Here is a 23317-nt window from a genome sequence, read left to right on the forward strand (position 1 = left end):
CTCAAATTTTCCTTCAAGTCACTAGTTGCTTTATACCCTCGTCTGGAAGACGTTAAACCTTTCTCCGCAAAACAATTAACGTAAAATCATCATGAAGCTGAAAGTCCTGTAATTTGAGGAGGCTGTCATAAATGTTTTTGACCATTTCCTGCGCGGAGGAACACATATGTTCCTCAATGAGCTTCTGCAAATCAGGACGCTCCAAGAAACCGTTTTCTGTTCTGCATTCTGTGACGCCGTCAGAAAATAAAACGATCATATCACCCTTTTCCAGATGCTGATCGAATTGTCTGTAGTCATAATCCTGCGAGATGCCGAGAACGAGTCCTTTAGCCTCTAAATCATAAAACGCGTTGTCTTTTTGAGAATAATAGAATCCCGGTTCATGTCCCGCCGAAGCATATGTAAATCGATGCTTGTCCATATTGTAATTGGCATAAAACATCGTAATAAACATACTAGCGTCAACGTTTTGTTCAACAACACGATTTAAATTTTTCAGCACCTGAGAAGGGTGTATGCCCGTTTCCGGCAAAGAGTCCATTGCGTATTTAATCATGGACATACAGAGAGCAGCTGGAATGCCTTTTCCGATCACGTCCGCGATTGCGATATTAATGGATTCCTTGTCTTTGACGAAGTGGTAGTAATCACCGCTCATCTGTTTGGCAGGAACACTGATGGCGCCGATATCCAGCGCGTCCTCCTGCGGAATTTTTGTTCCGAGCAGCGTCTGCTGGACATTAGCTGCGATTTCAATTTCTGATTTGATTTCCTGCTGTATCCCTCTAAGGGTTTGATGCTCCTGATAAGCCATTCCATAACCAATCATGACTTCTATTAAAAAATCCAGCGAATGAAACACATCTTCCGGGAGACTTGGATACAGCTCCTTCAGCACTTTTCTATGAATACTGATGATTTCTTCCGGAGGAATTTGGTGCTCGATTGTTTTTCGGCTGAATTTTTGGGCTTGATATAAAGATGTTTCTGTTAATTCGGCTATATATCGGTTAAGCAGCTGATGATACCGCTGCTCAATAACCTCCCTAAAATCCACGTTCTTACCTCCTACCGAAGCCATTTGATGGCTTGTATCTCTGTTCCTTCCCCCGATACGGAATTTAAGCTGAATTCATCCATCAGCCTTTTGACTCCGGGAAGTCCCGCACCAAGTCCTCCAGACGTTGAAAATCCGTCTTCCATGACTTTTCGGATATCAGGAATTCCCGGCCCTTGGTCTTCCGCTATGATTTTCAGGCCCTTTTTTCCTCTGTCTGCGACCTGTTCAATTCCAATCTGCCCTTTGCCGGCATATAAATAAATATTCCTGGCTAATTCTGAAATAGCCGTTGTAATTCTAGCCTGGTCTACAGTGCCGAAACCCAGTTCTTTCGCAACGTTTCGTCCCAGCTGTCTGGCGGCTACAATATCCCATTCTGTCATGATTTTTACACAGGATTGGTCGTTCATTCGCTATTCCCCCAATTCCCGCTTCAATGTCTCAAGCCCTTGCTCTAAGTCGAGCGCTGTTTCGATTTCCTCAAGCGCGATTCCAAGTTCGATCAGCGTCACTGCCACAGCGGGCTGAATGCCGGTCAAGACAACTTTTGCCCCCATTAACTTGGACATTGTTATGACGTCGCCCAGCACTTTTGCGATAAATGAATCAATCATATCCACAGATGTCAGGTCAATGACAACGCCGTTAGCACCTGTTTCATATATTTTATTTAATAAGTCTTCTTGAAAGGTTAATGCAGTTTGGTCATCAAGTTCCCATTGAATGGACACTAATAAGCAATTATACAGTTTCAAGATCGGGATTTTTGGATGTCTCACAATGTTATTCCCCCAATGAAACGATTTTTCGATCCGTCATTTCCAACGCTGTTTGAATTCCTTTTTGCAGGGTATTCTTAGTTATAACTTGGGATAAATCAATCCCCAGGTTAACGATGGTTTGAGCAATTTCCGGGCGGATTCCGGCCAGCAGGCATTTTGCTCCGACAAGCCTTACCGCTTCTGATGCCTGAATAATATGATGGGCAACCATCGTATCGACGACAGGGACACCGGTAATGTCAATCAGCACGACTTGGGAACGGTGTTTGACAACGCCATTAAGAAGGTTTTCCATAATTCGTTTCGCGCGTTCTGTATCAATTGTTCCAACTAGCGGCATCACGGTGATATTTTCAAACACCGGAATAAGCGGTGCAGATAGCTCCTGCAACGCGATCTTTTGCAGGGATACTGTTTTTTCCCATGAGATTGAGTATTGATTAAAAATTTCTGTGTTAATCGGGCTGAAAAATCGGTCAATCTGCCAGATTAACTCCGTGCTCTCTTGATCTGGCAATCTCTTATCATTCATTTTCGTGTAGAGACGTTTCCAGAATTCAGCAAGCGCAGTAGCCAAAAACTTCAAAGAAATTCCGATTTGGACCGCTCGAAGCGCCAGTTCACTGATTTGGCTTTCAGCAGCGTTTTCGTCCTTAACAGACAGCAGCACAATGTCGATATACTCTTTAGATATATTTTCATACACTTGGTCAGTCAGCTGATAGGATTCTTGCTCGCTTAATTCTTTTAGTGTGTCAGTCCACAGTTGGAGCAGTTCATTTTGATTTTCGGCAATGAACTGGTATACAGTCTGGTTCGACATCAAATTCGCTTACCTCCCAATAAAAAACAACATATTTTTTCGTTATTTCATTATTATATCGTTTATGTTTTTTGAAAACAAAAAAAGTTGCTCTTTGTGAGCAACCTGCAAATATGTCTAAAAATCAATGAGTGCCAAACTGATTTGCAAGGCTTCATCAACCTTATCCATCATTTCATCATCCAGATGAGTAATCTTATCCGTTAATCTTTGCTTGTCAATCGTCCGAATTTGCTCCAGCAAAATAACGGAATCTCTTTCAAAACCGTAGCGTTTTGCATCGATTTCGACGTGGGTTGGTAATTTCGCTTTCTGTATTTGTGCTGTTATGGCTGCAACAATAGCAGTTGGGCTGAAGCGATTTCCGATGTCATTTTGGATCACTAAAACCGGGCGCACCCCGCCTTGCTCTGAGCCAACAACAGGAGATAAATCAGCAAAATAAACATCGCCGCGTTTCACAATCAAATGATTATCCTCCGCTGACTAAGCGCTCAACTGTCGTTTCAGCCTCGCACTCCGCAAAGTGAGCCTCAGAAGAAATATTCAGGTTGATTTTCGCCATTTCCATATAGCCGCGTCTCATCAAATCACGGTTGTGACGAGTTGTTCGTTCGCTGACATACGCTCTCACTGCTTGTGATATCAGTTCGTTTCTGCTTCGTTTCTCCCGCATCGCTACACCATCCAATTCAGCTACTAGGTTTTCGGGCAAGCTGATTTTCATTTCGGTTCTTGCGCTGGATTCAGACAAAAAACATACACCTCCACCAAACTTACGGATACGACTCTTTTATCCATCCAGTGATAATGATACCATTATTCACTCTTCAAGCAAAGCTGTTTTATAAATTCGCCATATAAGTAAGCTAATTGCTTATATTGACCTGCAACAAAGGATTTCTTACTTCCATTATACTCCCATTTTCCAAAAACATACGGGGAACGCGGGAACTTATTGTACAGGCCACTTCATAGTTAATGGTTTCGAGCCTTCCTGCAATCTCATCCATGGAAATATATTCATCTCCCTGCCGGCCTATTAATGTGACTTTTGTGCCCGGCGGATATTCCTGATCCAGCTCCACCATAAATTGGTCCATGCAAATTCGGCCGGCAATTTTTAGGCGTTTTCCCTTCACAAGGATGTCGGTCCCCTTCAATTTTCGGAGCCAGCCGTCCGCATAGCCTACAGGCACCGTCCCGATCCATGTGTCTTTTTCTGCTGTGTACTCGGCTCCGTAGCTGACGCTCTCGCCTTTTCTGATCAGTTTGACATGCGACAGCGTCGAATGCAGGGTGAATGCCGGACGCAGCTGAAACGGTATCTCGTCCGAAATGTCAGCAGACGGGCGAAGGCCATACATGCCGATGCCGAATCTGACTGCATTAAAAAAGCCTTTTTTCAGCCGAAGTCCGGCGGCGCTGTTCGCGCAGTGTACCATCAAATTCTTTAACGGCAGCGGAGCAATCAGCTCTTTAAAACGCTCAAACTGCATTAAGAAATAGCCTCTTTCCTTTTCATCTGCTGTCGCAAAATGGGTAAATACCCCTTTGCACTTTAAACGGGGGTTGCGGTCAAGAATGGCCATCACATTCTGAACTTCTTCCTCTGTTTTGACACCAAGCCTGTTCATCCCCGTATCGACCTTCAGATGAAAATGAAGAGAACCTTTTTTCGTGTGGCGGGCTGCCTCCTGAAGCCATTCAACAGAATAACCTGTTAAGGTCACGTCATACTCCGCAGCGATTGCCACATACTCCGGGGGAACCGCACCGAGCACCAATATAGGCGCCTTCAAGCCCTTTTTACGCAGTGAAATCGCTTCATCCAAAATGGCTACGGCCAAGCATGAAGCACCTGCGTCAAGAGCAGCCTTTGCTGTTTCTGCATCACCATGCCCGTAGGCGTTTGCTTTTACAACTGCCATTAGCTGGACATGTTCACCGATATGTTCTTTCATATTGCTGACATTTTCCTTTATCGCGGACAGGTCAATTTCCGCCCACGTATCCCTGTAAAAAGGTTTTGTGCTCATTACGACACTTCCTAGCTTTTATTCAATATCATTTACATATCATACTAAAATTAAAGGCCAAAGGGAAACGATGTCTAACGAAAAAAAGGCCAAATCATGTTTGGCCTTTGGCGGTCATTTCGATGATTGTCCCTGCATGCTTTTCGCTACTGTCACCATTTCCTCTTTAGAAAGATCTTTAGAAGAGAGAAGGTAATCAACGCCGTCATATGTCCATGATAATGATGCATCCGACAAAGCGCCGATGGTGTAGCCGAGATTTACCGGTTCGCCGTTCAGCGTAACGGAGGAGGAGGCCTTGGCAATCTGGGCTTTTTCCTGAATTAACGTAAATGATTTTTCTCCTCCATACGTCATGATGATGCGCTTCCCGTCTTCAGTAGAAATATCTTTTTCTTCAAGCAGCTTTACGCCAAGCGGCAGTTCCAGCGGCGTTTTGACCGCGAATGTATCGGAAGGCTTCGCGCTTGTGGCAACATCCATTTGAGAAAGAGTCATATTTTTCTTTTCGTCAAATGATTCTTTATCAAATTGTTTATTAAATTCAAAGTTGCTGAATTCTACTTTGACCATCACTTTCCGGTCAGTATCCATCACTTTGACAGATGACGGGCTCATATCCTTTTTGTTAAATGTGATTTCTTGCGTCGGCAGCATTTTGTTATGCTGATAGTTTGTTTTTGTTTCGAATACGTATTTCTTTTCTTTCGCTGTGAAAACTGCATCCGAATCGTTTTGAACATCCTTTACGAGCGATTCAAACAAATAGACCTGACTGCTGTTGTTCGGCCAGTCGCTTTGAAATCTGAAGCTCTTATTTAAAGACGGCGTGAGAACGAATACTCCGTTTTCATTTCGTAAAATGACTTGGTTTTGGTCCTTTTTCGGATTTTCTAAATAAACCCTGTACAGAGACGGCTTTTTGTGCCAGATTTCCACATTGTATACTTGAGGCTCACTCCCTGTCTCGATGGTCATTTTCGCTTTTGCTTTGTACGAGGTGTATTCTTTCGCCTTTTCATCTAACCCGGCCACAATATCTTGCTGTGTTTTTTGCCCGCAGGCAGAAAGAATAAGAACAGCAAGCAGTCCCGTTAAAAGCAAAACAAAGCTTTTTCTCACCTTTTTCAACCCCTTTTTCTCAATTGATGTAAAAGGAAGAAATCGCTTGTTTGACTTTAACGGTACGCTCGGTACACGTTTAGGCAGAACAGATGCGTACCATAAAAGCCTCAAACAACTTGTCTCCCTTAATGCACTATCAAATATATGAGTGGGGTTTCCCTAATATGCAGACTAGCTTGACAACCTTTCAATCACAACCTGCGCGGCAGCGTATTCTTTTGTGTGAGTGATTGATACGTGAACGGCGGCCTGGCTCAGTTTGGTACAAATGATGTAGGGCTTGCCATTTTGGTCTTTCCTAATTTCAATGTCCTGAAAGCTGAGCTGCCTCCCTATACCGGTGCCAAATGCTTTCGAGAACGCTTCTTTTGCCGCGAATCTGCCTGCGAGAAATTCGATTTTTCTTTTCTCTGAAAGCTCATGGTATTGGTCAAGTTCGCTTCGCGTCAAAATCCGCTCGGCAAACCTTTTCTGGCGTCCAGCCATAGAGGCGATCCGTTTAAGCTCGGTAATATCAAGTCCAATGCCGTAAATCATGCATGATAACCTCCTTTGCGTACGTACTATTTAAATGGTTTGTCTCATAAACGTGTTACTATAGATATACCAAAATGAAGAAAAGGGGCTCGGAATGTTTATACGGACTGAAAATTTTCAAACGTTTATCAGGCTTTATCCCGTTGTCACCTTTATATTGGCTTTGCAAGCTGTTCTCTGGCTGTTTTTTTCACTCCCTGTCCATTCAGTCGTTTTATGGAGGGATACTGTCGCAGGCTATAATCTAGGTGTGGCTAACGGTGAATGGTGGCGGCTGATCACACCGATTTTGCTGCACGCCGGTTTCACACATCTGCTGTTTAATTCCATGTCCATCTTTTTATTTGCCCCCGCTTTGGAACGCATGCTGGGAAAAGCGCGTTTCCTTCTTGTGTACGCCGGCTCCGGCACCATCGGCAATATCGGCACGTATGTTACAGAGCCGCTTGATTACGTGCATGTCGGGGCTTCAGGCGCCATTTTCGGGCTATTCGGCGTGTACCTGTTTATGGTTCTTTTTCGCAATGAGCTAATTGGGCAGGAGCATTCCAAAATGATCCTCACCCTGCTCGCATTTGCCGTTCTCATGTCGTTTATCAACTCCAATATTAACATGATGGCTCATCTGTTTGGACTATGCGGCGGGTTTCTTCTTTCGTTTTTGTGTGTGCAAAAAAAAGAGCGGCGGTATTAACCGTCGCTTCAGATTGTTGACAAAATCCTAAAATGGTTTTCATTTTAGGATTTTGTCATCTTTTCAGCGTGATTGAAAACCCTTGAAGTCTAGGAAGGGCGAGCATAGGAGCGGACATTCACAGGATGTGATGACGACGGCGTTTAGGCAGGACGCCTGAGAATTTAGCCGTTGATCCACTTCGCATTGAGCACCGAAGCGCAGTCCTGACAACGAATGCGAGGGGTTGCCGACACGCTGGAGCGGCGGTATTAACCGTCCGCTTTTTCATATGAGTACCAGTTTAAAATGAAGGCTGCATCCTCTTCACCTACATCCCTCACCGTTAATTCTTCCATGTGGCTCGATGATTTCACTGAAGTAGAAATGGTATACAGGCGGCCTTTCTTTTGGAAATAGGATTGGCTGAACTTGCAAACCTGCATTCGTTTTTTGAGTACAATGGCGGTTGTTCTGCCTATAAATCTAGACGTCAGCTGCAGACGGTTCCCGTTGATTGTCCACGCAGCGTCTTTATACGCGAGATAGCCGAAAAACAATTCAATCGGCAGCAGGATGACCGACAGATAGCCCCAGGGCTGAAAGAAAATACATAACGGAATGATCAAAAAGAGCGAAAAAATGACAGAACGGAACAAATAGCGTTTCAACGCGCGCCGCGGCAGGCGGCGGCAGTTTTCTTCCAGCGTGTATTCCGGCGTAAATGTTCGAAGCATGTGCGGAAGCTTTTTTTTATGAATCATTGGAAAGAGAATGGTCAACGCACCTTCTTCTTTTTCCCGGTCGCCGCCGCCCGCACTGACGATGGACACCGTTACAAAGCCGAAAAGCTGCCGGATGATGTTTTCTTTTATTTTAATGGCTTGAATTTTTCGCAACGGAATCGTGACTTGATGTTTTTCAATAATTCCTCTTGAAATCACCAGTTCCTGCTCTTTTTTTATGATTTGAAAGTTCGCGTATCTAAACATCATGCCCGCAATGCTGAAAATCCAGGCGATAAATAAACCGATAAAAATGAGTACCGCGTAAATACCGATGCTGGCGTGCTGAAGAAAGGAAAATTTATCGAATAACCAATCCATCGGCAATACTTCATCGAGCTGGGAAATAAGCGCAAATACAGCCGAGATAATGACTCCGATTCCGCCAGAGGTAGAAGCGGCCATGAGCAATTCTTTCGCGTTCATGCGATAGTGCTCTTGCACCTCAACGGCAGGATCTAACTCCTCCTCAGCTTCAAGCTGTTCATCACCAAGTTCATTTTCTCGTCTTTGCGCTTTTTTCTTAAAGACAGCTTCTTTGATGCGTTCAGCCTCTTCCACAGAAATAGCAGAAAGAACGGCTTCTGCCTCCTTGCCTCCGCCCGCTGTTTCAATTTGCAGCTTCACAAGCTTAAAGATTTGCTGGACAAGGCCCGCGCTCGTATTCATCGTTTGAATCCGATCAATCGATATGTATCGCTTTTTCGTCACAAATAAGCCTTCTTCGATTCTAAATTCATCATCTTCAATTCGATAGGTAAACCTTCTCCATTTGATGATGCTTGCCGCTACTAGCCAGATGAACAGCACACCGAGCGCAATGGCTCCGTAAAAACGGACAGTATGGTTTGAATTGACGATATACACAAAAAAGAATGGCAGAATGATATTTTTTATTGTTTGAATAATGGTATGGCATAAATTCAAAATGACTGCTGCCGGGTGCAGGCGTTTCGGTTCAGACATCATCGTCAGTCACCCTTGCCAGACGGGAAATGGAGTCTCTCAGCCGGTCCGCTTCCTCCATCTCTAAAGCGGGGATCGAATGAACGGTCGCAGCCGTGGAAATTTTCACTGTTGCCAGATTGTATTTTTTCAATAATGGCCCTTGCGACGTATCAACGTGCTGAACCCTGACCATCGGGACAATCACACGTGTCACCACAAAAATACCTGACTGAATATCTATTTCATGTTCATGGACTTCATATCGCCACACCTTATGGCGGACCTTCGGAATGAGAAAGACCGTCACAATCGATCCCAGCAGCCAAACTGCGCCGAGCACGCCGCTGATCCAGTACGGCCAATGAAAATAATAGCTTAACACTGCAACTGCTATGACGATAAGCAAGCAAACAGCGGATATGATGATCTCTTGAAGTCGCCAAACCTTTAATCCGTCTGGACTGATTTGGTTTTTTGGCTGCTCTCTCAAAAATACCTACCTCCCTTTTTTTCGTCGCTACTTATACGTCTCTTGTACGGAAAGGTTTCATTCTTAAGCATACATAGAAAAATGGCTTCCGTCAGCTGAAAGTTTGCTGAATCACAAATCGTGAATATAAAAAAGCCCAAAACATGATGTTTTGGGCTCTGAATCGATCAAATTAGTAAGATTTTTTCTGGCGTCTGTCACCTGACGAACGGCGATCGTTTGAACGCTTTTTGTCGTAGGAAGAACGGTTGTTGCTTTTCCCTTTTCCGCCGCGGTAGCCGCCGCCTTGGCCGTCTCTGCGTTTAGAAGAGCGCTGGTTTTTGTAGCGTTTGCTGACCATCGGCGCTTCGTCTGTTAAGCGAACCGGTGTATTGTCCGGCTCTTTTGTAGACATTTTGATAGCCGCTGCAACCACAGTCACTGCATCATGATCTTCAAGCAGCTCAGCTGCCGCTGTCATGTAGAAGTTCAGGTTGTTTTCGCTGATTGCCGTACGAAGACGTTCAACCGTAACCTGCTGCTGGCCTTCTAACGCTTCATCAAGTGTAGGCTCCTTCATGCGGTCCATTTTGCGTTTTGTTGTTTGTTCAATTGCGCGAAGCATGCTTTTCTCACGCGGTGTAATAAACGTCATTGCCATACCTGTTTTTCCTGCACGGCCCGTTCTTCCGATACGGTGAACGTAGCTTTCAGGATCTTGAGGCACGTCAAAGTTGTACACGTGTGTTACGCCTGAAATATCAAGTCCGCGAGCGGCAACATCAGTTGCGACAAGAACTTCGATTGCGCCTTCTTTGAATTTACGAAGCGCAACCATACGTTTCGCCTGCGTTAAGTCACCGTGAATTCCTTCAGCTGCATATCCGCGAAGGTTCAGAGCTTCAGCCAGCTCATCGACACGGCGTTTTGTACGTCCGAATACGATCGCAAGCTCAGGAGACTGAATGTCAAGAAGGCGAGTCAGTGTATCGAATTTTTTGCGTTCTTGCACTTCCAAATAGAACTGCTGAATGTTAGAAACCGTCATTTCTTTCGCTTTCACTTTTACGTGTTCCGGCTCAGTCATAAAGCGCTCTGCAATACGTTTGATCGGTGCAGGCATCGTAGCAGAGAACAGAAGTGTCTGATGCTCGCTCGGCACGTTTGAAAGGATAGATTCAATGTCGTCAATGAATCCCATGTTCAGCATTTCATCCGCTTCATCCATTACAACAGTATTTACATTGTTTAAACGAATTGTGCGGCGGTTGATGTGGTCAAGAAGACGGCCAGGTGTTCCGACAATAATATTCGGATTCTTCTTTAACGCCCGGATTTGTCGTCCAATATCCTGTCCGCCGTAAATAGGAAGAACCTTCGCACGTTTATCTTGTCCGATTTTATATAATTCTTCAGATACTTGAATGGCTAATTCACGGGTTGGCGCGATAACGATTGCTTGAATATTAGGAGACTCGGGGTTAATTTTTTCAACAAGGGGTATACCAAACGCAGCTGTTTTACCTGTACCTGTTTGCGCTTGTCCAATGACGTCTTTATTTGAAAGTCCGAGCGGTATTGTTTGTGCCTGAATCGGTGTTGCTTCTTCAAATCCCATACGATTAATTGCTTTCATGAGATCAGAACTTAAATTAAAATCTTGAAACGTTATAGTCAAATTATTCAAACTCCTTCTAATTGCTGTTTCAGTAATGTCGTGATTTACCACTTATAAAACTGCCCTTTAAACAAAAGGGACAGGATCCATCCGTATACAAAGCCCGAATTACTTTAAGTTTTATCTTACCATTACACTACTTGTTTTTCAATAAGATGAGAAGCAGATCGGCTTCTCGAATATGCCGGCTGCTGCTCCATCCGCTCCCATTTGTCCGGCGGAGAACTTTGGGTCAGCGGATGAGAAGGCCGGACGAATATGTTCGTATCGCGAAATAACCTATATATATATTGTATCATAGCCGCAGCCGGCCAGATATACATAATTTCCGGCCGGCATACATTAGTGTTTGCACATCGTATGATTTTATGATGTAATATGATTTTTTCCGCAAATTATTTTCTTAAGAAAGCGGGCTCTCTATTAAATCTTTAACGATTTCTTCAAGCTTCATACCTCTGGACGCTTTGAATAAAATCAAATCGCCTTTTGATGCGTTTTCCTTCACAGCTTGGAGGAGATCTTTTTTCTCAGTGTAGTGGCTGACACGGTCTTTCTCAAAGTGTTTCAGTGCGCCTTCCGCGATAAAAGCTCCCAGTTTTCCGTACGTAAAAACGCGGTCAATTTTTTCAGGGCTGATCACAGCGCCGCACTCTTGATGGAACGTTTCTTCAAGATCGCCGAGTTCAAGCATATCGCCGAGCACGAGCATTTTTTTGCCATAGCCTTCAAGACTTTCTGTCAATTGAATCGCAGCTTTCATGGAGGTCGGACTCGCATTATAAGCGTCATTGATTATCGAAAGGCCGCTGTCTGTTTTAATGAGTTCAAGTCTCATGCCGGTTACCCTTAGGCCGCTCAGTCCTGTCGCCGCATCCTCAGGCGTGATGCCAAAATAAGCCCCAGCAGCAATTGCAGCCATGGCGTTCATCACATTGTGCTTGCCGAGTATCGGAATAAAAAACGATGTTTCCATCCCTTTGATTGTAAAATGGGTGCCTTCCTCACTCTGGCTGACATCCTGAAGCTGATAATCATTATGCGCTCCCGTTCCGTACGTTTTCGTCCGGCAGCTGTATGCATTTTGAAGGAGCGGTTCGTCCCCGATATAAATCAGCACTCCATCTTCTTTAAGCCCGTTAATGATTTCAAGCTTCGCCTCCGCGATACCCTCTCTAGAGCCAAGGTCTTGCATATGCGATTCGCCGATATTCGTAATCACTGCCGCATCCGGGTTTGCCAGGCGGCTCAAGAGGTCAATTTCTCCTTTGGCGCTCATTCCCATCTCCAATACGGCGATCTCCGTATTTTCAGGCATCGCTAAAACCGTCAGCGGCAAACCGATGTGATTATTGAAGTTTCCTCCTGTTTTGTGGACATGGTACCGGGTTCCCAGGACGGCGTGAATCATATCTTTCGTTGTCGTTTTGCCGTTGCTTCCGGTTACTCCGATGACACGCGTGCCAAGCTCCTGCAAATAGGCTTTTGCAAGCTGCTGAAGTGCGATAAGGGTATCATCCACTAAAATGACGGCGTGATTCTCAGGCGGATTTGGTTCTGACCGATCCCAAAGAACGGCCGCTACACCGGCTTCAAAAGCCTTTTCCACAAAAGTGTGGCCGTCAAAACGTTCCCCTTTCAGCGGAATGAAAAGCTGATGTTGTTCCAGTTTTCTTGTATCGGTTGCCACTCCATGAATGACTGTTTGTTCATATTTCGGATTTGTCAATGTGCCATTGACCATTTCAGCAATGTTTTTTACTGTTCGCTTAATCAAGTGAGGTCCCTCTCTTTCTTTTGTATATACGGGAAAAAACACTGCCCTTTTACCGGCAGTGTCCTTCTTCATTAGAATGTATGCTTGATCAATTGTTTTTCAGCGTGGCGTTCTTTTGCAAGCTCCACAAGCTGTTCAATCAGGTCAGCGTATTCCACTCCGGCTTCTTTCCAGAGCAGCGGGAACATACTGAAAGGCGTAAAGCCAGGCATTGTGTTGACTTCATTGATCAGAACTTCGCCGTCAGCTGTCAGGAAAAAGTCCGCTCTGACGAGTCCTGAGCCATCGATCGCTTTAAACGCTTTGATCGCCATATCACTGATTGTTGCGTATTCCTCTTCGGTGACAATCGCCGGAATCATCAGATCAGTATCTCCATCCTCATATTTCGCTTTGTAATCGTAGAAATCCGTCTTCGGTGCGATTTCTCCCACAACAGAGCATTTAGGATCGTCATTTCCAAGAACGCCGATTTCGATCTCGCGGCCGTTGATGCCTTCTTCGACGACGACTTTGCGGTCATATTGGAAAGCAAGCTCAAACGCTTTTTGCAGTTCTTCACGGTTTCGGCATTTGCTGATTCCGACACTTGAACCAAGGTTTGCCGGTTTTACGAAGCAAGGGTAGCCTAATTGCTGTTCAACCTGCTCACAGCATTCTTCCGGAGAATGAGTCCATTCCTTCTTAAGGAAAGCTGCGTATTTAGCTTGAGCAAGGCCGGCCTGCGCGAATAAATGTTTCATAACGACTTTATCCATGCCAGCTGAGGAAGCAAGCACTCCGTTGCCGACATAAGGAATGTTCAAGAGCTCTAGCATCCCTTGGATCGTACCGTCTTCTCCGTTCGGTCCGTGGAGGAGCGGGAATACGACGTCGATTGCTTCATTTTGCTGTGACGCTTCCTGCGGAAACATCTCCTGGTTCAGGGCAGCTGGAGAAAAAGCACTGCCTCCTTGCTCAAATTGAAGCATTTTCACGTTTGAAACAGGCTCAGTTAAACGGGCGCCTCTTACCCATTCGCCTTTTTCTGTTATATAAATCGGATGTATATCAAACTTCTCAGTATTTAGCGCTTTGATTACAGCCAGAGCTGTCTGCAGGGAAACATTATGTTCTGCCGACTTTCCTCCGTACACTAATCCTAGACTTGTTTTCAATGGATACTCCCCCCACTACAATTCATCTTTACTATCTTATCACTTTCACAAGAAAATGATCTAATTATTTTTGGGCATGCTGATGTTGAATGCATTTGTATGTAATTCCTTTTTATTTTATATTAAAATGGCATTGAAAAGGAGATGTGACATATGAAAAAAATCACAACGAACGAACAATTTAATGAACTGATTCAATCTGATAAAGAAATCATTGTAAAGTTTTATGCTGATTGGTGCCCAGACTGCACACGCATGAATATGTTCATCGGCGATATTTTGGAAGAATATAATCAAAACGACTGGTATGAGCTGAATAAGGACGAGCTTCCTGACCTGGCTGAAAAATACCAAGTGATGGGCATTCCCAGCCTGCTTATCTTCAAAAACGGTGAAAAAACAGCTCACCTTCACAGCGCCAATGCCAAAACGCCTGAAGAAGTGACTGAATTTTTATCTGAACATATAAGCTAATTCGTTAAACAGCCTTATTTTATGTCGTCGGGCTCTACATGAACATGAACATGAGTGACATCGTGTTCATGTTTTATTTTGTCTTCTACTTCATCAGCCACTCCATGACCTTCTTCTACTGTAAGCTTCGGATCAACCGTAATGACCATTTCGATATGAACTGTGCTGCCTAAATACCTCGCTTTCACATCCTTTAAGCGATGCACATTTCCGATCCTCGCGACGGTTTGTCTGTAAGGCTCAAGATCTTTTAAATGGAAGCCGTCTGTTAAAGAATGTGAAGCGTCTTTAAAGATATCCCACGCCGTTTTGCAAATGATGATGCCGATGATAAAAGCCGTTACCGGATCAATCCACGGCAGCTGCAGCTGGGACGAAAAAACACCGATAAACGCGCCGGCACTTACAAAAGCGTCTGACCTGCTGTCCTTTGCCGCTGCCATCAGGGCAGAGCTTTTAATGGACGCTGCCAGCCTTTTGTTATATAAATAGATGCCATACATAAACACAGCACTGCCTAACGCCGTCCATGCCGCGATAAGATTGGGCGTTTCCGTTGTGCCTCCCGCAATCGCTTTTCCTCCGCCGATTAACACTTCAATGCCGACTGCCATCATAATAAAAGACGCAATAAGAGACGAAATTGTTTCAGCCCGATAATGGCCGTATGGATGATCGCTGTCAGCCGGCCTTTGGGAAATCCGCAATCCTATGAACACCGCTAAGGACGCAACAATATCTGTTCCATTATTTAACCCGTCTGCTCTCAGCGCTTCAGAATGATATAGAATCCCAATGACTAGCTTCACAACAGCAAGGATGACATATGCAAAAATATTGAGGAGCGCCCCTTTTTCTCCCTTTTTCAGATTTTCTGTCCGCTCCATTGTATACCAGCCTCCATTCTATTACATAGTATGGTTCAAAACATGAAAAATAGCAGAACTGCGTTCAATGAAGCGGGACATTTCGACAGCAAATATTGCCCGGGAAACTTTTTGTCGATTTGTTGAATGTTTGTAAATTGGCAAAGAATAGGACTGTTTTCACCTTTACAGGCTATTGCGGGCATTGTATACTGAAGTTAATTGATAATGATTATCACTATCGTTTGATTGGAGGTTGGTGACACAATGACACCTCAGTCTGCAGAAATCAGAAAAAAACAGCTCATTCATCTGTTAATACAGAATGGTATATACAAAAAGTCAAAGCGTCATCTGTATGAATTGTCGCTGACGGAGTTAGAAAGTGAATACAAACATGTCAGGAGGGCGCCGGAGCATGCCGAAGCGTAAAATAAAAACTTACCAACAGCTGATCCAGGAAAACAAAGAGGCGATTATGGGCAATCCAAAGCTGATGAATGTTATTTATGACAGGATCGACCGCAAGCATCAAAAAAATCTGCAAGAGCAAAACAATACATAAAAAGAGCCGAAAAGGCTCTTTTTTTTATGACTCAAACGCTTCTGCTGCCAGGGTGTGTATCACGGCGTCATCCATCGGCGGGTTATGGAGACCGGCACGCACATCACGGTAATAGCGCTGAAGCGGGTTGGTTCGTTCAAGGCTTTTGGCTCCGACAATTCTCATCGCTTTATCAACAACAGACAACGCAGCGTTTGTGACGATATGTTTCGCTGCACCGAGCTCGCTTGTCAAGTATGGACGCCGTTCCGGATCGTCATATAATTGAGCGATATGGAAAAGAAAGTGTCTGGCATTAAGCAGTTCAAGCTCCATTTCACCTGTCCTTTGCTGTACGGCCGGGACATTCTTGATCGGTCCCTTCAAACTGTTTGGAGAATACTCAGAGGCAAATTGCACTGCATAGTCACGCGCAGCTTGTGCCACACCAAGATAAATCGCCGGAATGTGAAGCAGCCAGCCATTCGGCTTAGCTCCACGAGGCCCTTGAAGCAATTCAACTAGCTTATTCTCTTCAAGCATGACTTCGTTCAGTACAAGATCATGGCTCCCTGTCGCCCGCATCGCCATCATATCCCACGTTTCTTCAATCGACAAACCGGGATCATCTTTATGAATGAGAAACACGCCTGTTGTTTGTTTGTCTTCAATCCATGCGGTTACTAAAAAATAATCCAGTGCTTGTGACATCGTCGTAAAGGTTTTTCTTCCATTCACTGCCCATTTGCCATCCTTTTTGACGGCATTTGTACCCGGACGCCCTCCTCTCGTCGGGCTTCCGGTTTTCGCTTCAGTCGCCGCCCTGTTAATGACGGCTCCGTTTTGGACTTCCTTGGCAACAAATGCAAATACGTCTTCATCCCAGCTGTTTCCTTCTCCAAGCTCCCCGATTACGCTCAAATGCCAGCCGATGCTAAGAGCCGCAGGAGCATCTCCCCGTGCAAGCCGTTCTTGAAACAAGAGCATTTCGTAAACAGAAATGCCCCCTCCGCCATGAGAAGCTGGCAATGTTAATGCCGTATAGCCAGCATCACGCAGTTTTTGTATTTTCCCCACAGGAAAACGTCCTTGTTCGTCATCTTCAGCAGCTGTTTGCTGAAATTCATCCGCAATCCGTCCGATTTTCTCCATCCATTGCCGCTGTTGATCGTTTTGTATAAATAATGACATCCGGCAGCCCCCTAAGTTTTAATTCCGATAAATTTAATATGTATTATAGATTTCCTGCCATTTTTCCGCAACTGTTAATCTTTTTGTCCAGTATAGAAAAACACGCCGTTCCCCTAGGGAACAGCGCGATTACACAGGATTTGCATCCCGGTCTTGTTTCATGCCGAGATAAATCAGCATATATGTCAGGTAACCCATTGTCATCACCAGGCCGCCAAAGAAAAAGCTTGAGAAAATCGGCTCTTCAAAAGCGGTCACTGCAGCCAACACAATCCAGCTGGCATACAGATAGATGATAAAATAGCGAATGCCCGTCTTCATTTTATATATCATGTACAGCCCCACGAGAGAAAACAACCCTAGCGCGAGCCTGAAATAAACAAGATGTTCAAACTGAAACATGAATGACACAAATGAGAATCCAAGCAGCAATACGATCGGTAAAGCGGTAATAAAGTTCCTCAATCGAGACACCTCCGTCAGTACCTTTAGTATAAACCAAAATATCAAATGATATTGATTTACGTGAGCTTTTTCACAAAAATGTCATTCCTTGCCTTTAGACCCGAACATCCCGTTTACAGAAGCACCACCAGCCAACGACGATGAAGAATATCGCGTGTATGATGAGAATCCCAATTGAAAACAATGGCGTCATGCCTGAAAACAACGCTGTCTCTCCGCTTCTGTATTGTGTAAAGTCAGTGTTCGCAAAAAGCAAAAAGCTTCCCCACTTGTTTTCAAACAACTTCATGAGCTGAACAAGTGTACTCGCTCCGTATAAAACGACAAAGGAAACAACAACTGCTACCGCGCTATTTCGGAACAGCGAAGAACAAAGCAGGCCGAATAATCCCATCATCACGGCTTCAAGCCAGTTTGACCCGATCAGCGCCAAGGTGTTGACCAGCAATGTCTGTGATTCCGAGGTCACGGATGTGCCAAAAAACACGAGACCGAATAATAAAGCCAAAATGTAGTATGCCACATACAAATAAAAGCTGACCATTACGACTGTGATTAATTTTGACCAAAAAACCTTTTGGCGTTTAACCGGCCGAATGAGCAGAAATTTGATCGTCTTTTTATCAAATTCCATCGAAATAATTGTCGCTGCAATCACGATCGTTAAGGCCTGCAGCAAAATGTTCAGGCTCGGTGTATACGATAAATAGCCGATGAAGTTTTCATCTGTCCCGGCACTGACGACAATCCGTTTAATGATCAATGCCATGAAGAATTGGAAGACAGCCATCAGGATCAGAGAAACCAAAGTGACCTTCCGATTAAAAAGTTTCATATGTTCATTCCAAATTAATTTAGACAAGCTCTTCTCCCTCCTCTTGATGAGCAGTCGTCGCTTTTATAAATTCGTCTTCCAGTGATTGCGTGTAAGGCGTAATGGAGAATACATTCAGACCTTGTCCGACAAGTGATCGGTTCAGCTCCGGAATGTTTTCTTTTGCTACCTCAACTACAATCTTCCCAGCTTGGCGCTCAGCTTGATATTGATTGCCTGTCAGCCAATTGAGTGCTTTTTCTTGCGGCTGCACTTCTATAATCGCTTTTTCTGTGGTTTGATCAGTTCCTTGTAAGCTGACTTCTGCTTTGATCTCACCCTTTTGAATGATGATGACACGGTCGCACAGATCTTCAACCTCGCGCAATAAATGAGTGGCGAACAGGACTGCTGTTCCTTCCACTTCTGCGAGCTCCTTAATATGATCGCGAAAATCCTTCATCCCCGCAGGATCGAGGCCGTTTGTCGGTTCATCTAGAATGAGAAGCTTCGGCCGGTGAAGAATTGCCTGAGCTATTCCCAGACGCTGCCGCATTCCAAGAGAATAGGTTTTCACTTTATCATGAATGGCTGACGTCAGCCCGACACGTTCCACCACTTCATCAAGCCGTTCATCCGTTATTTCCCTGTGCATATTCGCAAAGTGCTTGAGGTTTTCCCAGCCTGTCAGGTACGGATAGAACTCAGGGTTCTCGACGATCGCTCCAACCGCTTCCATCGCTTTTTCAAACTCTGTATCATGCTGGAATCCGCTGATTGTCACGCTTCCGCTGTTTTGTTTTAGCAGCCCGACGATGATACGGATAAGTGTTGTTTTTCCGGAACCATTCGGACCGAGCAGACCGATGATTTCACCCTCCATGACGTCCATGCTGATCTGTTTTAAAATCGCTTTAGACCCAATCTTTTTATCGAGGCCTTCAATATGTAAAATCGGCTCAGCCATAAAGCCTTCCTCCTTTTTCAACCAAAAATAAACAGTGCCCAAAATTAGGCACTGTTTGTATTATAGCATTTGTTGCTTCCAAATGTTTGGTTAAACCGATAGAGTCGGCGCTTGCTCAGTCTGCTTATTCTTTTCGGTTTCTGTAATGATGACAGCGCAGGCCGCGTCACCTGTTGTGTTCACCACTGTACGGAGCATATCAAGCAAGCGGTCAATTCCAAGAATCAATCCGATTCCCTCGACAGGCAGGCCGACAGATTGAAGCACCATGGCTAGCATAATCAAACCGACCCCCGGAACACCAGCGGTTCCGACACTTGCCAGCACAGCCGTCAGTATTACCATCAGCAGCTGCGTAAATGTCAGATCATGCCCGAACACCTGCGCGATGAAGACAGTGGCCACCCCTTGCATGATGGCTGTTCCGTCCATATTAATTGTCGCACCGAGCGGCTGGACGAAGCTGCTGATTGGCTCAGGCACTTTTAATTTTTTCTGAGCCACATCCATAGATACCGGGAGTGTCGCATTGCTGCTGGAGGTACTGAACGCCACAACCATAACCTCTGAGAAATCTTTAAAGAACGTGATCGGATTTCTTCTGGCTAGAAGCGCTACTGTAGATCCGTAGGTAACGATTGCATGTATCAGCAATGCAACGGTTACCACAACCATGTACAATCCCATCGCTTTCATTGCACTGAATCCTTGGCTTCCGATAGCTGTCGCAATCAGACCGAATGTACCATACGGAGCGAACTTCATGACAAGATTCACCAAGTACATCATCAATTCATTTCCTTGTTCAACGACTTTGAGAAGCATATCCGCTTTTTTTCCGAGCATTGTAATTCCAAGTCCGACAAAAATGGCAAAAGCAATAATTTGCAGCATATTTCCTTCCGTCATCGCTTGAACAGGGTTGGTCGGAATAATGTTTAACAGAGTGTCTGCAATGCTTGGGGCTTTTTCAGCAGTGAATTCGGCAGATGAAGTATCATACGTTCCGAACTCTCCCGGTTTGATGACAAGAGCTAAAATGATGGCAATCGTAATCGCGACTGCAGTCGTGATGAGAAAATAAGAAATGGCTTTCACACCGATTCTGCCAAGCTTCTTAGGATCGCCCAGCCCGGCTACTCCCAGCGTCAGTGAGAAAAAGACAATCGGAACGACAAGCATTTTAATGAGGTTTAAAAAGATGGTGCCTAGAGGACCAAATACAAACTTATTTAAATTTTCAAATAATTCAGGTGATGTTACGTTAAGAATAATCCCCGTCACAGCACCCAGCACCAATGCAATGATAATCTTTGTAGCCAGCTTCATCCGCATTCCTCCCTCTTTTGAAAAAAGCCCGCGAGAGACTCCCGCGGGCTTTGGCTATACAATCAAACCACAGGACTCTCTCTTCACGCTGATGAGGTTAGCTGACGGGTTCGGACGAAGAGATGTCCGTTTTTCAGATGAAAAATTAACCCCAAAAGATCGGGTCCCCCACTCCTTGTTATAGGATTAAGCGTGTGGCTTACTATTATATGATCTATTTTATTTATACAGAAAAGATCCAATTTTGTAAACTATTTTTTGTTACTTTTTTCTCTGGATCTTTTAGGTCGATCCTCCTTGTTGGTGACATCAAGAATATCAAGGAGAAATACAAAGATCGGAATCCCGATAATTAAGCCCCAAATGCCGAAAAAATGTTCAGAGAAAATGAGTACTGTGAAGGTGAAAAAGATTGGCAGCTCTGTTTTCGCAGACATCAGCTTTGGATTTAAGAAATAGGTTTCGATCGCATGAATGGCGAATATGACAAGCACAATGTAAAGCACATACATTCCGCCGCCAGTGCTGTAGGCGATAATGCTGAGCGGAATCAAGGAAATGACGACGCCTGCCACAGGGATCAATCCAAGGAAGAACACCATAATAGACAGCCCAAACAGCTGCGGGAAGTGCATAATCCAAAGCGCGATAAACGTCAGAATACAATTGACGAGCGCAATGATAAATTGTGCCTCAAGCACCTTGCCGAACGTTCTGGCAAATTTGCTTCCGAAAAAAGCAATTTCCTCATAAAAGACCCTCAGTTTGCTCGTTTTAAATTTCGCCATGAATTCAGAAAGGCGTTTTTTCTCAAATAAGAAAAACATGCTGAGGATAAGCGCCATCACGACCTGCAAACCGAATGTGCTGATATCGGCCAGATACGTATACACTACATTGAAGCCCTCTTTGACATATGAACTGATGTTGATATCTCCGAAAACACTGGTGATCTCATCAAAGAAAGGGATGCTGTCAGGGTGATACGCAATATGTTTAATCTGCTTAACCAGCTGCTGGATCTGCGCCGCGACGACCGGATAAAACACAAAACCCCCGACTGTAAGCAGCACAGCCAGCAGCATGTAAAGAAACGTAATGACAACCCGCTGGCTTACGCAGAAGAACTGGCTTACAAACTGCCGCACGACAAGCTCCAAACGATCCATTAAAAACGTGAAAATGAAGGTAAGCAATATTAAGTTGATCATGCTCTTAAATAGATATAACACACCAGTTAACACGACAAAGATGGAGAAACGTCTTACTCCCGGGTGCTGAAAAAATTTAACTAAAGCGGCCATTTATACACTCCTGTTAGGACAAACGTCCTTCATTCAATATAGTATCCATTTGTAAATTATATAACAAAAAAATGCTGAGGTCTCTGTCCTTACCTTAATAATTCTTAAACAATTAAAAAAACGGCCCATGAATGGGCCGTTCTTTTTTCAAACTGCTGTTTTCATTTTTTTCATGCCTTCAACAGCCTCTACGCTTTTTGCTTCATCAAATTCATTTTCGCTTTTTGCAACAATGATCGTGGCGATTCCGTTTCCGATCAGGTTCACAATGGCTCTTCCTTCACTCATGAAACGGTCGACACCAAGCAGGAGTGCAAGGCCCTCCAGCGGAATGACCTGAAGCGCTGACAGCGTTGAGGCAAGGACGATAAATCCGCTTCCCGTCACACCTGCCGCTCCCTTCGATGTCAGCATCAGCACGAGGATAATCGTAATTTGCTGGCCGATGCTGAGGTCTACTCCAAACACCTGTGCCAAAAAGACCGTCGCCATTGATAAATAAATGGATGTGCCGTCGAGGTTAAATGAATAGCCCGTCGGAATCACAAGCCCGACAACGGATTTGGAACAGCCGTAGCGCTCCATTTTATCCATCATACGCGGAAGCACCGATTCGGAAGAGCTTGTGCCAAGCACGATCAGAAGCTCATCTTTAATGAAGCGCAGGTAATTCCACAGGCTGAATCCGTAAAGCTTGCAGATGATATTTAAAGCAACAAATACGAACAGGAACATCGTAATATAAACAGACATCATTAAGCTTGCCAGCGGTTTGATGGAATCGAGCCCGAAGTGCCCGATCGTATACGCCATCGCCCCAAATGCCCCGATTGGCGCAGCTCGCATAATGTAGCCGATAATTTTGAAAAAGACGTGAGAAACCTTGTCGAAGAAATCAATGACGCTTTTCCCTTTTTCACCTAATGCCGCAAGACCGACTCCGAAAAGAATAGAAAAAAATAAGACCTGCAAAATGTCCCCTTTTGCGAAGGCATCAACCATGTTGGACGGAACAATATGTGTCACAAATTCAATCCAGTCGATTCCCTGACCGCCATTTTGCGTGTATTGTGATACATCTCCCTTTTCAAGCTTGCTGTAATCAAGACCCGCACCCGGCTTCATGATGTTGACGACAAATAAACCGATAATGAGTGCGAGGGTGGTGACAACCTCGAAATAGATAAACGCTTTTCCCCCTACTTTTCCAACCTTCTTCATATCGCCCATTTTTGCAATCCCGAGAACGATTGTGAAGAAAATGATTGGTGCGATCACCATTTTAACAGCGTTGATAAATGTATCGCCAAGCGGTTTCATTTCTTTGCCGACATCCGGCCAGACCAGCCCGACAATGACCCCAATGATGACCGCGGTTATGACCTGAACTGTTAAATTTTTAAACAGTTTCATATCCTTCATCCCCCTGTCCTATTCGCCTTTGTGTCTTTCTTACTAGAATGATAGCGTTTTCATATGGTCTGGGGAAGTTTATGATCATAACGGA

General features: G+C 44.6%; 26 protein-coding genes and 1 riboswitch. Of the genes, 4 read left to right on the forward strand and 22 right to left on the reverse strand.

Features of this window, described 5'->3' with window-relative positions:
• Nucleotides 1–52: 52 nt before the first annotated feature.
• The 9 genes from rsbU to acpS form a co-directional block, all read right to left on the reverse strand.
• Nucleotides 53–1060, reverse strand: coding sequence for a phosphoserine phosphatase RsbU (rsbU, locus tag ACQXR1_RS13590; RefSeq protein ID WP_095432087.1), 1008 nt, complete (start codon nt 1058–1060; stop codon nt 53–55).
• A gap of 11 nt (nt 1061–1071) precedes the next feature.
• On the reverse strand, nt 1072–1473 hold the full coding sequence (gene rsbT / locus ACQXR1_RS13595; protein WP_003240352.1) for a serine/threonine-protein kinase RsbT: 402 nt from the start codon (nt 1471–1473) through the stop codon (nt 1072–1074).
• 3 nt (nt 1474–1476) lie between these two features.
• Nucleotides 1477–1842: an RsbT antagonist protein RsbS gene (rsbS, locus tag ACQXR1_RS13600; RefSeq protein WP_003225190.1), complete on the reverse strand. Its 366-nt coding sequence runs from the start codon at nt 1840–1842 to the stop codon at nt 1477–1479.
• A gap of 4 nt (nt 1843–1846) precedes the next feature.
• Nucleotides 1847–2671, reverse strand: coding sequence for an RsbT co-antagonist protein RsbRA (gene rsbRA, locus ACQXR1_RS13605; RefSeq protein ID WP_095432088.1), 825 nt, complete (start codon nt 2669–2671; stop codon nt 1847–1849).
• Between the two features lie 114 nt (nt 2672–2785).
• On the reverse strand, nt 2786–3136 hold the full coding sequence (gene ndoA / locus ACQXR1_RS13610) for a type II toxin-antitoxin system endoribonuclease NdoA (RefSeq protein WP_003156187.1): 351 nt from the start codon (nt 3134–3136) through the stop codon (nt 2786–2788).
• A gap of 4 nt (nt 3137–3140) precedes the next feature.
• Nucleotides 3141–3422, reverse strand: coding sequence for a type II toxin-antitoxin system antitoxin EndoAI (gene endB, locus ACQXR1_RS13615; protein WP_003225183.1), 282 nt, complete (start codon nt 3420–3422; stop codon nt 3141–3143).
• A gap of 115 nt (nt 3423–3537) precedes the next feature.
• Nucleotides 3538–4707: an alanine racemase gene (gene alr, locus ACQXR1_RS13620; RefSeq protein ID WP_172640219.1), complete on the reverse strand. Its 1170-nt coding sequence runs from the start codon at nt 4705–4707 to the stop codon at nt 3538–3540.
• Nucleotides 4708–4821: 114 nt separating this feature from the next.
• Nucleotides 4822–5838, reverse strand: coding sequence for a LolA family protein (locus ACQXR1_RS13625; protein ID WP_080478309.1), 1017 nt, complete (start codon nt 5836–5838; stop codon nt 4822–4824).
• A 165-nt stretch (nt 5839–6003) separates the two neighbouring features.
• The gene (acpS, locus tag ACQXR1_RS13630; RefSeq protein WP_014475874.1) at nt 6004–6369 is read right to left on the reverse strand and encodes a holo-ACP synthase; all 366 of its coding nucleotides are present in this window, start codon (nt 6367–6369) and stop codon (nt 6004–6006) included.
• 94 nt (nt 6370–6463) lie between these two features.
• Here acpS and ACQXR1_RS13635 point away from each other — a divergent pair, with 94 nt between their 5' ends.
• A complete protein-coding gene (locus ACQXR1_RS13635) occupies nt 6464–7063 on the forward strand; it encodes a rhomboid family intramembrane serine protease (RefSeq protein WP_430772316.1) in 600 nt (199 codons plus the stop codon).
• Between the two features lie 251 nt (nt 7064–7314).
• Here the strand turns inward: ACQXR1_RS13635 and ACQXR1_RS13640 are convergent, their stop codons facing one another.
• The 5 genes from ACQXR1_RS13640 to ACQXR1_RS13660 form a co-directional block, all read right to left on the reverse strand.
• Nucleotides 7315–8796 carry a PH domain-containing protein gene (locus ACQXR1_RS13640; protein ID WP_095432091.1) on the reverse strand — a complete coding sequence of 494 codons (1482 nt, stop codon included), beginning with the start codon at nt 8794–8796 and terminating at the stop codon, nt 7315–7317.
• Complete coding sequence (locus ACQXR1_RS13645) at nt 8786–9265, reverse strand: PH domain-containing protein (RefSeq protein ID WP_014662848.1); 480 nt, start codon at nt 9263–9265, stop codon at nt 8786–8788. The genes ACQXR1_RS13640 and ACQXR1_RS13645 overlap by 11 nt, the downstream gene beginning before the upstream one ends.
• A gap of 172 nt (nt 9266–9437) precedes the next feature.
• Nucleotides 9438–10922 carry a degradosome RNA helicase CshA gene (cshA, locus tag ACQXR1_RS13650; protein WP_040084118.1) on the reverse strand — a complete coding sequence of 495 codons (1485 nt, stop codon included), beginning with the start codon at nt 10920–10922 and terminating at the stop codon, nt 9438–9440.
• Between the two features lie 403 nt (nt 10923–11325).
• Entirely contained in the window at nt 11326–12699 is a 1374-nt protein-coding gene (locus tag ACQXR1_RS13655) for a UDP-N-acetylmuramoyl-tripeptide--D-alanyl-D-alanine ligase (protein WP_430772317.1), read from the reverse strand.
• Between the two features lie 71 nt (nt 12700–12770).
• A complete protein-coding gene (locus ACQXR1_RS13660) occupies nt 12771–13856 on the reverse strand; it encodes a D-alanine--D-alanine ligase (protein WP_069839915.1) in 1086 nt (361 codons plus the stop codon).
• A gap of 153 nt (nt 13857–14009) precedes the next feature.
• Between ACQXR1_RS13660 and ACQXR1_RS13665 the strand changes: the two genes are divergently transcribed.
• Nucleotides 14010–14330 carry a thioredoxin family protein gene (locus ACQXR1_RS13665; protein WP_003234326.1) on the forward strand — a complete coding sequence of 107 codons (321 nt, stop codon included), beginning with the start codon at nt 14010–14012 and terminating at the stop codon, nt 14328–14330.
• Between the two features lie 14 nt (nt 14331–14344).
• Here the strand turns inward: ACQXR1_RS13665 and ACQXR1_RS13670 are convergent, their stop codons facing one another.
• A complete protein-coding gene (locus ACQXR1_RS13670; RefSeq protein WP_069839914.1) occupies nt 14345–15217 on the reverse strand; it encodes a cation diffusion facilitator family transporter in 873 nt (290 codons plus the stop codon).
• A gap of 246 nt (nt 15218–15463) precedes the next feature.
• Between ACQXR1_RS13670 and ACQXR1_RS13675 the strand changes: the two genes are divergently transcribed.
• Both ACQXR1_RS13675 and fbpB read left to right on the forward strand, forming a co-directional pair.
• Nucleotides 15464–15628: a Fur-regulated basic protein FbpA gene (locus tag ACQXR1_RS13675; RefSeq protein WP_003225157.1), complete on the forward strand. Its 165-nt coding sequence runs from the start codon at nt 15464–15466 to the stop codon at nt 15626–15628.
• Nucleotides 15582–15761 carry a Fur-regulated basic protein FbpB gene (fbpB, locus tag ACQXR1_RS13680; protein WP_080478162.1) on the forward strand — a complete coding sequence of 60 codons (180 nt, stop codon included), beginning with the start codon at nt 15582–15584 and terminating at the stop codon, nt 15759–15761. The genes ACQXR1_RS13675 and fbpB overlap by 47 nt, the downstream gene beginning before the upstream one ends.
• Nucleotides 15762–15785: 24 nt before the next feature.
• Here the strand turns inward: fbpB and ACQXR1_RS13685 are convergent, their stop codons facing one another.
• The 7 genes from ACQXR1_RS13685 to dctP all read right to left on the reverse strand — a co-directional run bounded on the left by ACQXR1_RS13685 (nt 15786) and on the right by dctP (nt 23223).
• Nucleotides 15786–16931 (reverse strand): acyl-CoA dehydrogenase family protein, encoded by a 1146-nt coding sequence (locus ACQXR1_RS13685; protein ID WP_430772318.1) that lies wholly within the window; start codon nt 16929–16931, stop codon nt 15786–15788.
• Nucleotides 16932–17060: 129 nt separating this feature from the next.
• The gene (locus ACQXR1_RS13690) at nt 17061–17396 is read right to left on the reverse strand and encodes a hypothetical protein (protein ID WP_003225151.1); all 336 of its coding nucleotides are present in this window, start codon (nt 17394–17396) and stop codon (nt 17061–17063) included.
• Nucleotides 17397–17490: 94 nt separating this feature from the next.
• Nucleotides 17491–18258, reverse strand: coding sequence for an ABC transporter permease (locus tag ACQXR1_RS13695; protein ID WP_069839911.1), 768 nt, complete (start codon nt 18256–18258; stop codon nt 17491–17493).
• On the reverse strand, nt 18251–19177 hold the full coding sequence (locus ACQXR1_RS13700) for an ABC transporter ATP-binding protein (RefSeq protein WP_430772319.1): 927 nt from the start codon (nt 19175–19177) through the stop codon (nt 18251–18253). The genes ACQXR1_RS13695 and ACQXR1_RS13700 overlap by 8 nt, the downstream gene beginning before the upstream one ends.
• 90 nt (nt 19178–19267) lie before the next feature.
• Nucleotides 19268–20506, reverse strand: coding sequence for a dicarboxylate/amino acid:cation symporter (locus ACQXR1_RS13705; protein WP_103031589.1), 1239 nt, complete (start codon nt 20504–20506; stop codon nt 19268–19270).
• Between the two features lie 72 nt (nt 20507–20578).
• Nucleotides 20579–20709, reverse strand: a riboswitch (cyclic di-AMP (ydaO/yuaA leader).
• Nucleotides 20710–20757: 48 nt separating this feature from the next.
• On the reverse strand, nt 20758–21810 hold the full coding sequence (locus ACQXR1_RS13710) for an AI-2E family transporter (protein WP_069839910.1): 1053 nt from the start codon (nt 21808–21810) through the stop codon (nt 20758–20760).
• 147 nt (nt 21811–21957) lie between these two features.
• Nucleotides 21958–23223, reverse strand: a complete 1266-nt coding sequence (gene dctP / locus ACQXR1_RS13715; RefSeq protein ID WP_014475862.1) for a C4-dicarboxylate transporter DctP — start codon at nt 23221–23223, stop codon at nt 21958–21960.
• Between the last annotated feature and the right edge of the window lie 94 nt (nt 23224–23317).

The sequence above is a fragment of the Bacillus sp. ATD genome (genome assembly GCF_050585765.1).
Lineage (GTDB): Bacteria > Bacillota > Bacilli > Bacillales > Bacillaceae > Bacillus > Bacillus stercoris.

Coding starts and splice junctions, on each gene's coding strand:
- rsbT (WP_003240352.1), bottom strand. CDS start 1,473: ATGAACGACCAATCCTGTGTAAAAATCATGACAGAATGGGATATTGTA.
- alr (WP_172640219.1), bottom strand. CDS start 4,707: ATGAGCACAAAACCTTTTTACAGGGATACGTGGGCGGAAATTGACCTG.
- acpS (WP_014475874.1), bottom strand. CDS start 6,369: ATGATTTACGGCATTGGACTTGATATTACCGAGCTTAAACGGATCGCC.
- ACQXR1_RS13635 (WP_430772316.1), top strand. CDS start 6,464: ATGTTTATACGGACTGAAAATTTTCAAACGTTTATCAGGCTTTATCCC.
- ACQXR1_RS13640 (WP_095432091.1), bottom strand. CDS start 8,796: ATGATGTCTGAACCGAAACGCCTGCACCCGGCAGCAGTCATTTTGAAT.
- ACQXR1_RS13665 (WP_003234326.1), top strand. CDS start 14,010: ATGAAAAAAATCACAACGAACGAACAATTTAATGAACTGATTCAATCT.
- ACQXR1_RS13670 (WP_069839914.1), bottom strand. CDS start 15,217: ATGGAGCGGACAGAAAATCTGAAAAAGGGAGAAAAAGGGGCGCTCCTC.
- ACQXR1_RS13675 (WP_003225157.1), top strand. CDS start 15,464: ATGACACCTCAGTCTGCAGAAATCAGAAAAAAACAGCTCATTCATCTG.
- ACQXR1_RS13685 (WP_430772318.1), bottom strand. CDS start 16,931: ATGTCATTATTTATACAAAACGATCAACAGCGGCAATGGATGGAGAAA.
- ACQXR1_RS13700 (WP_430772319.1), bottom strand. CDS start 19,177: ATGGCTGAGCCGATTTTACATATTGAAGGCCTCGATAAAAAGATTGGG.
- ACQXR1_RS13705 (WP_103031589.1), bottom strand. CDS start 20,506: ATGAAGCTGGCTACAAAGATTATCATTGCATTGGTGCTGGGTGCTGTG.
- ACQXR1_RS13710 (WP_069839910.1), bottom strand. CDS start 21,810: ATGGCCGCTTTAGTTAAATTTTTTCAGCACCCGGGAGTAAGACGTTTC.
- dctP (WP_014475862.1), bottom strand. CDS start 23,223: ATGAAACTGTTTAAAAATTTAACAGTTCAGGTCATAACCGCGGTCATC.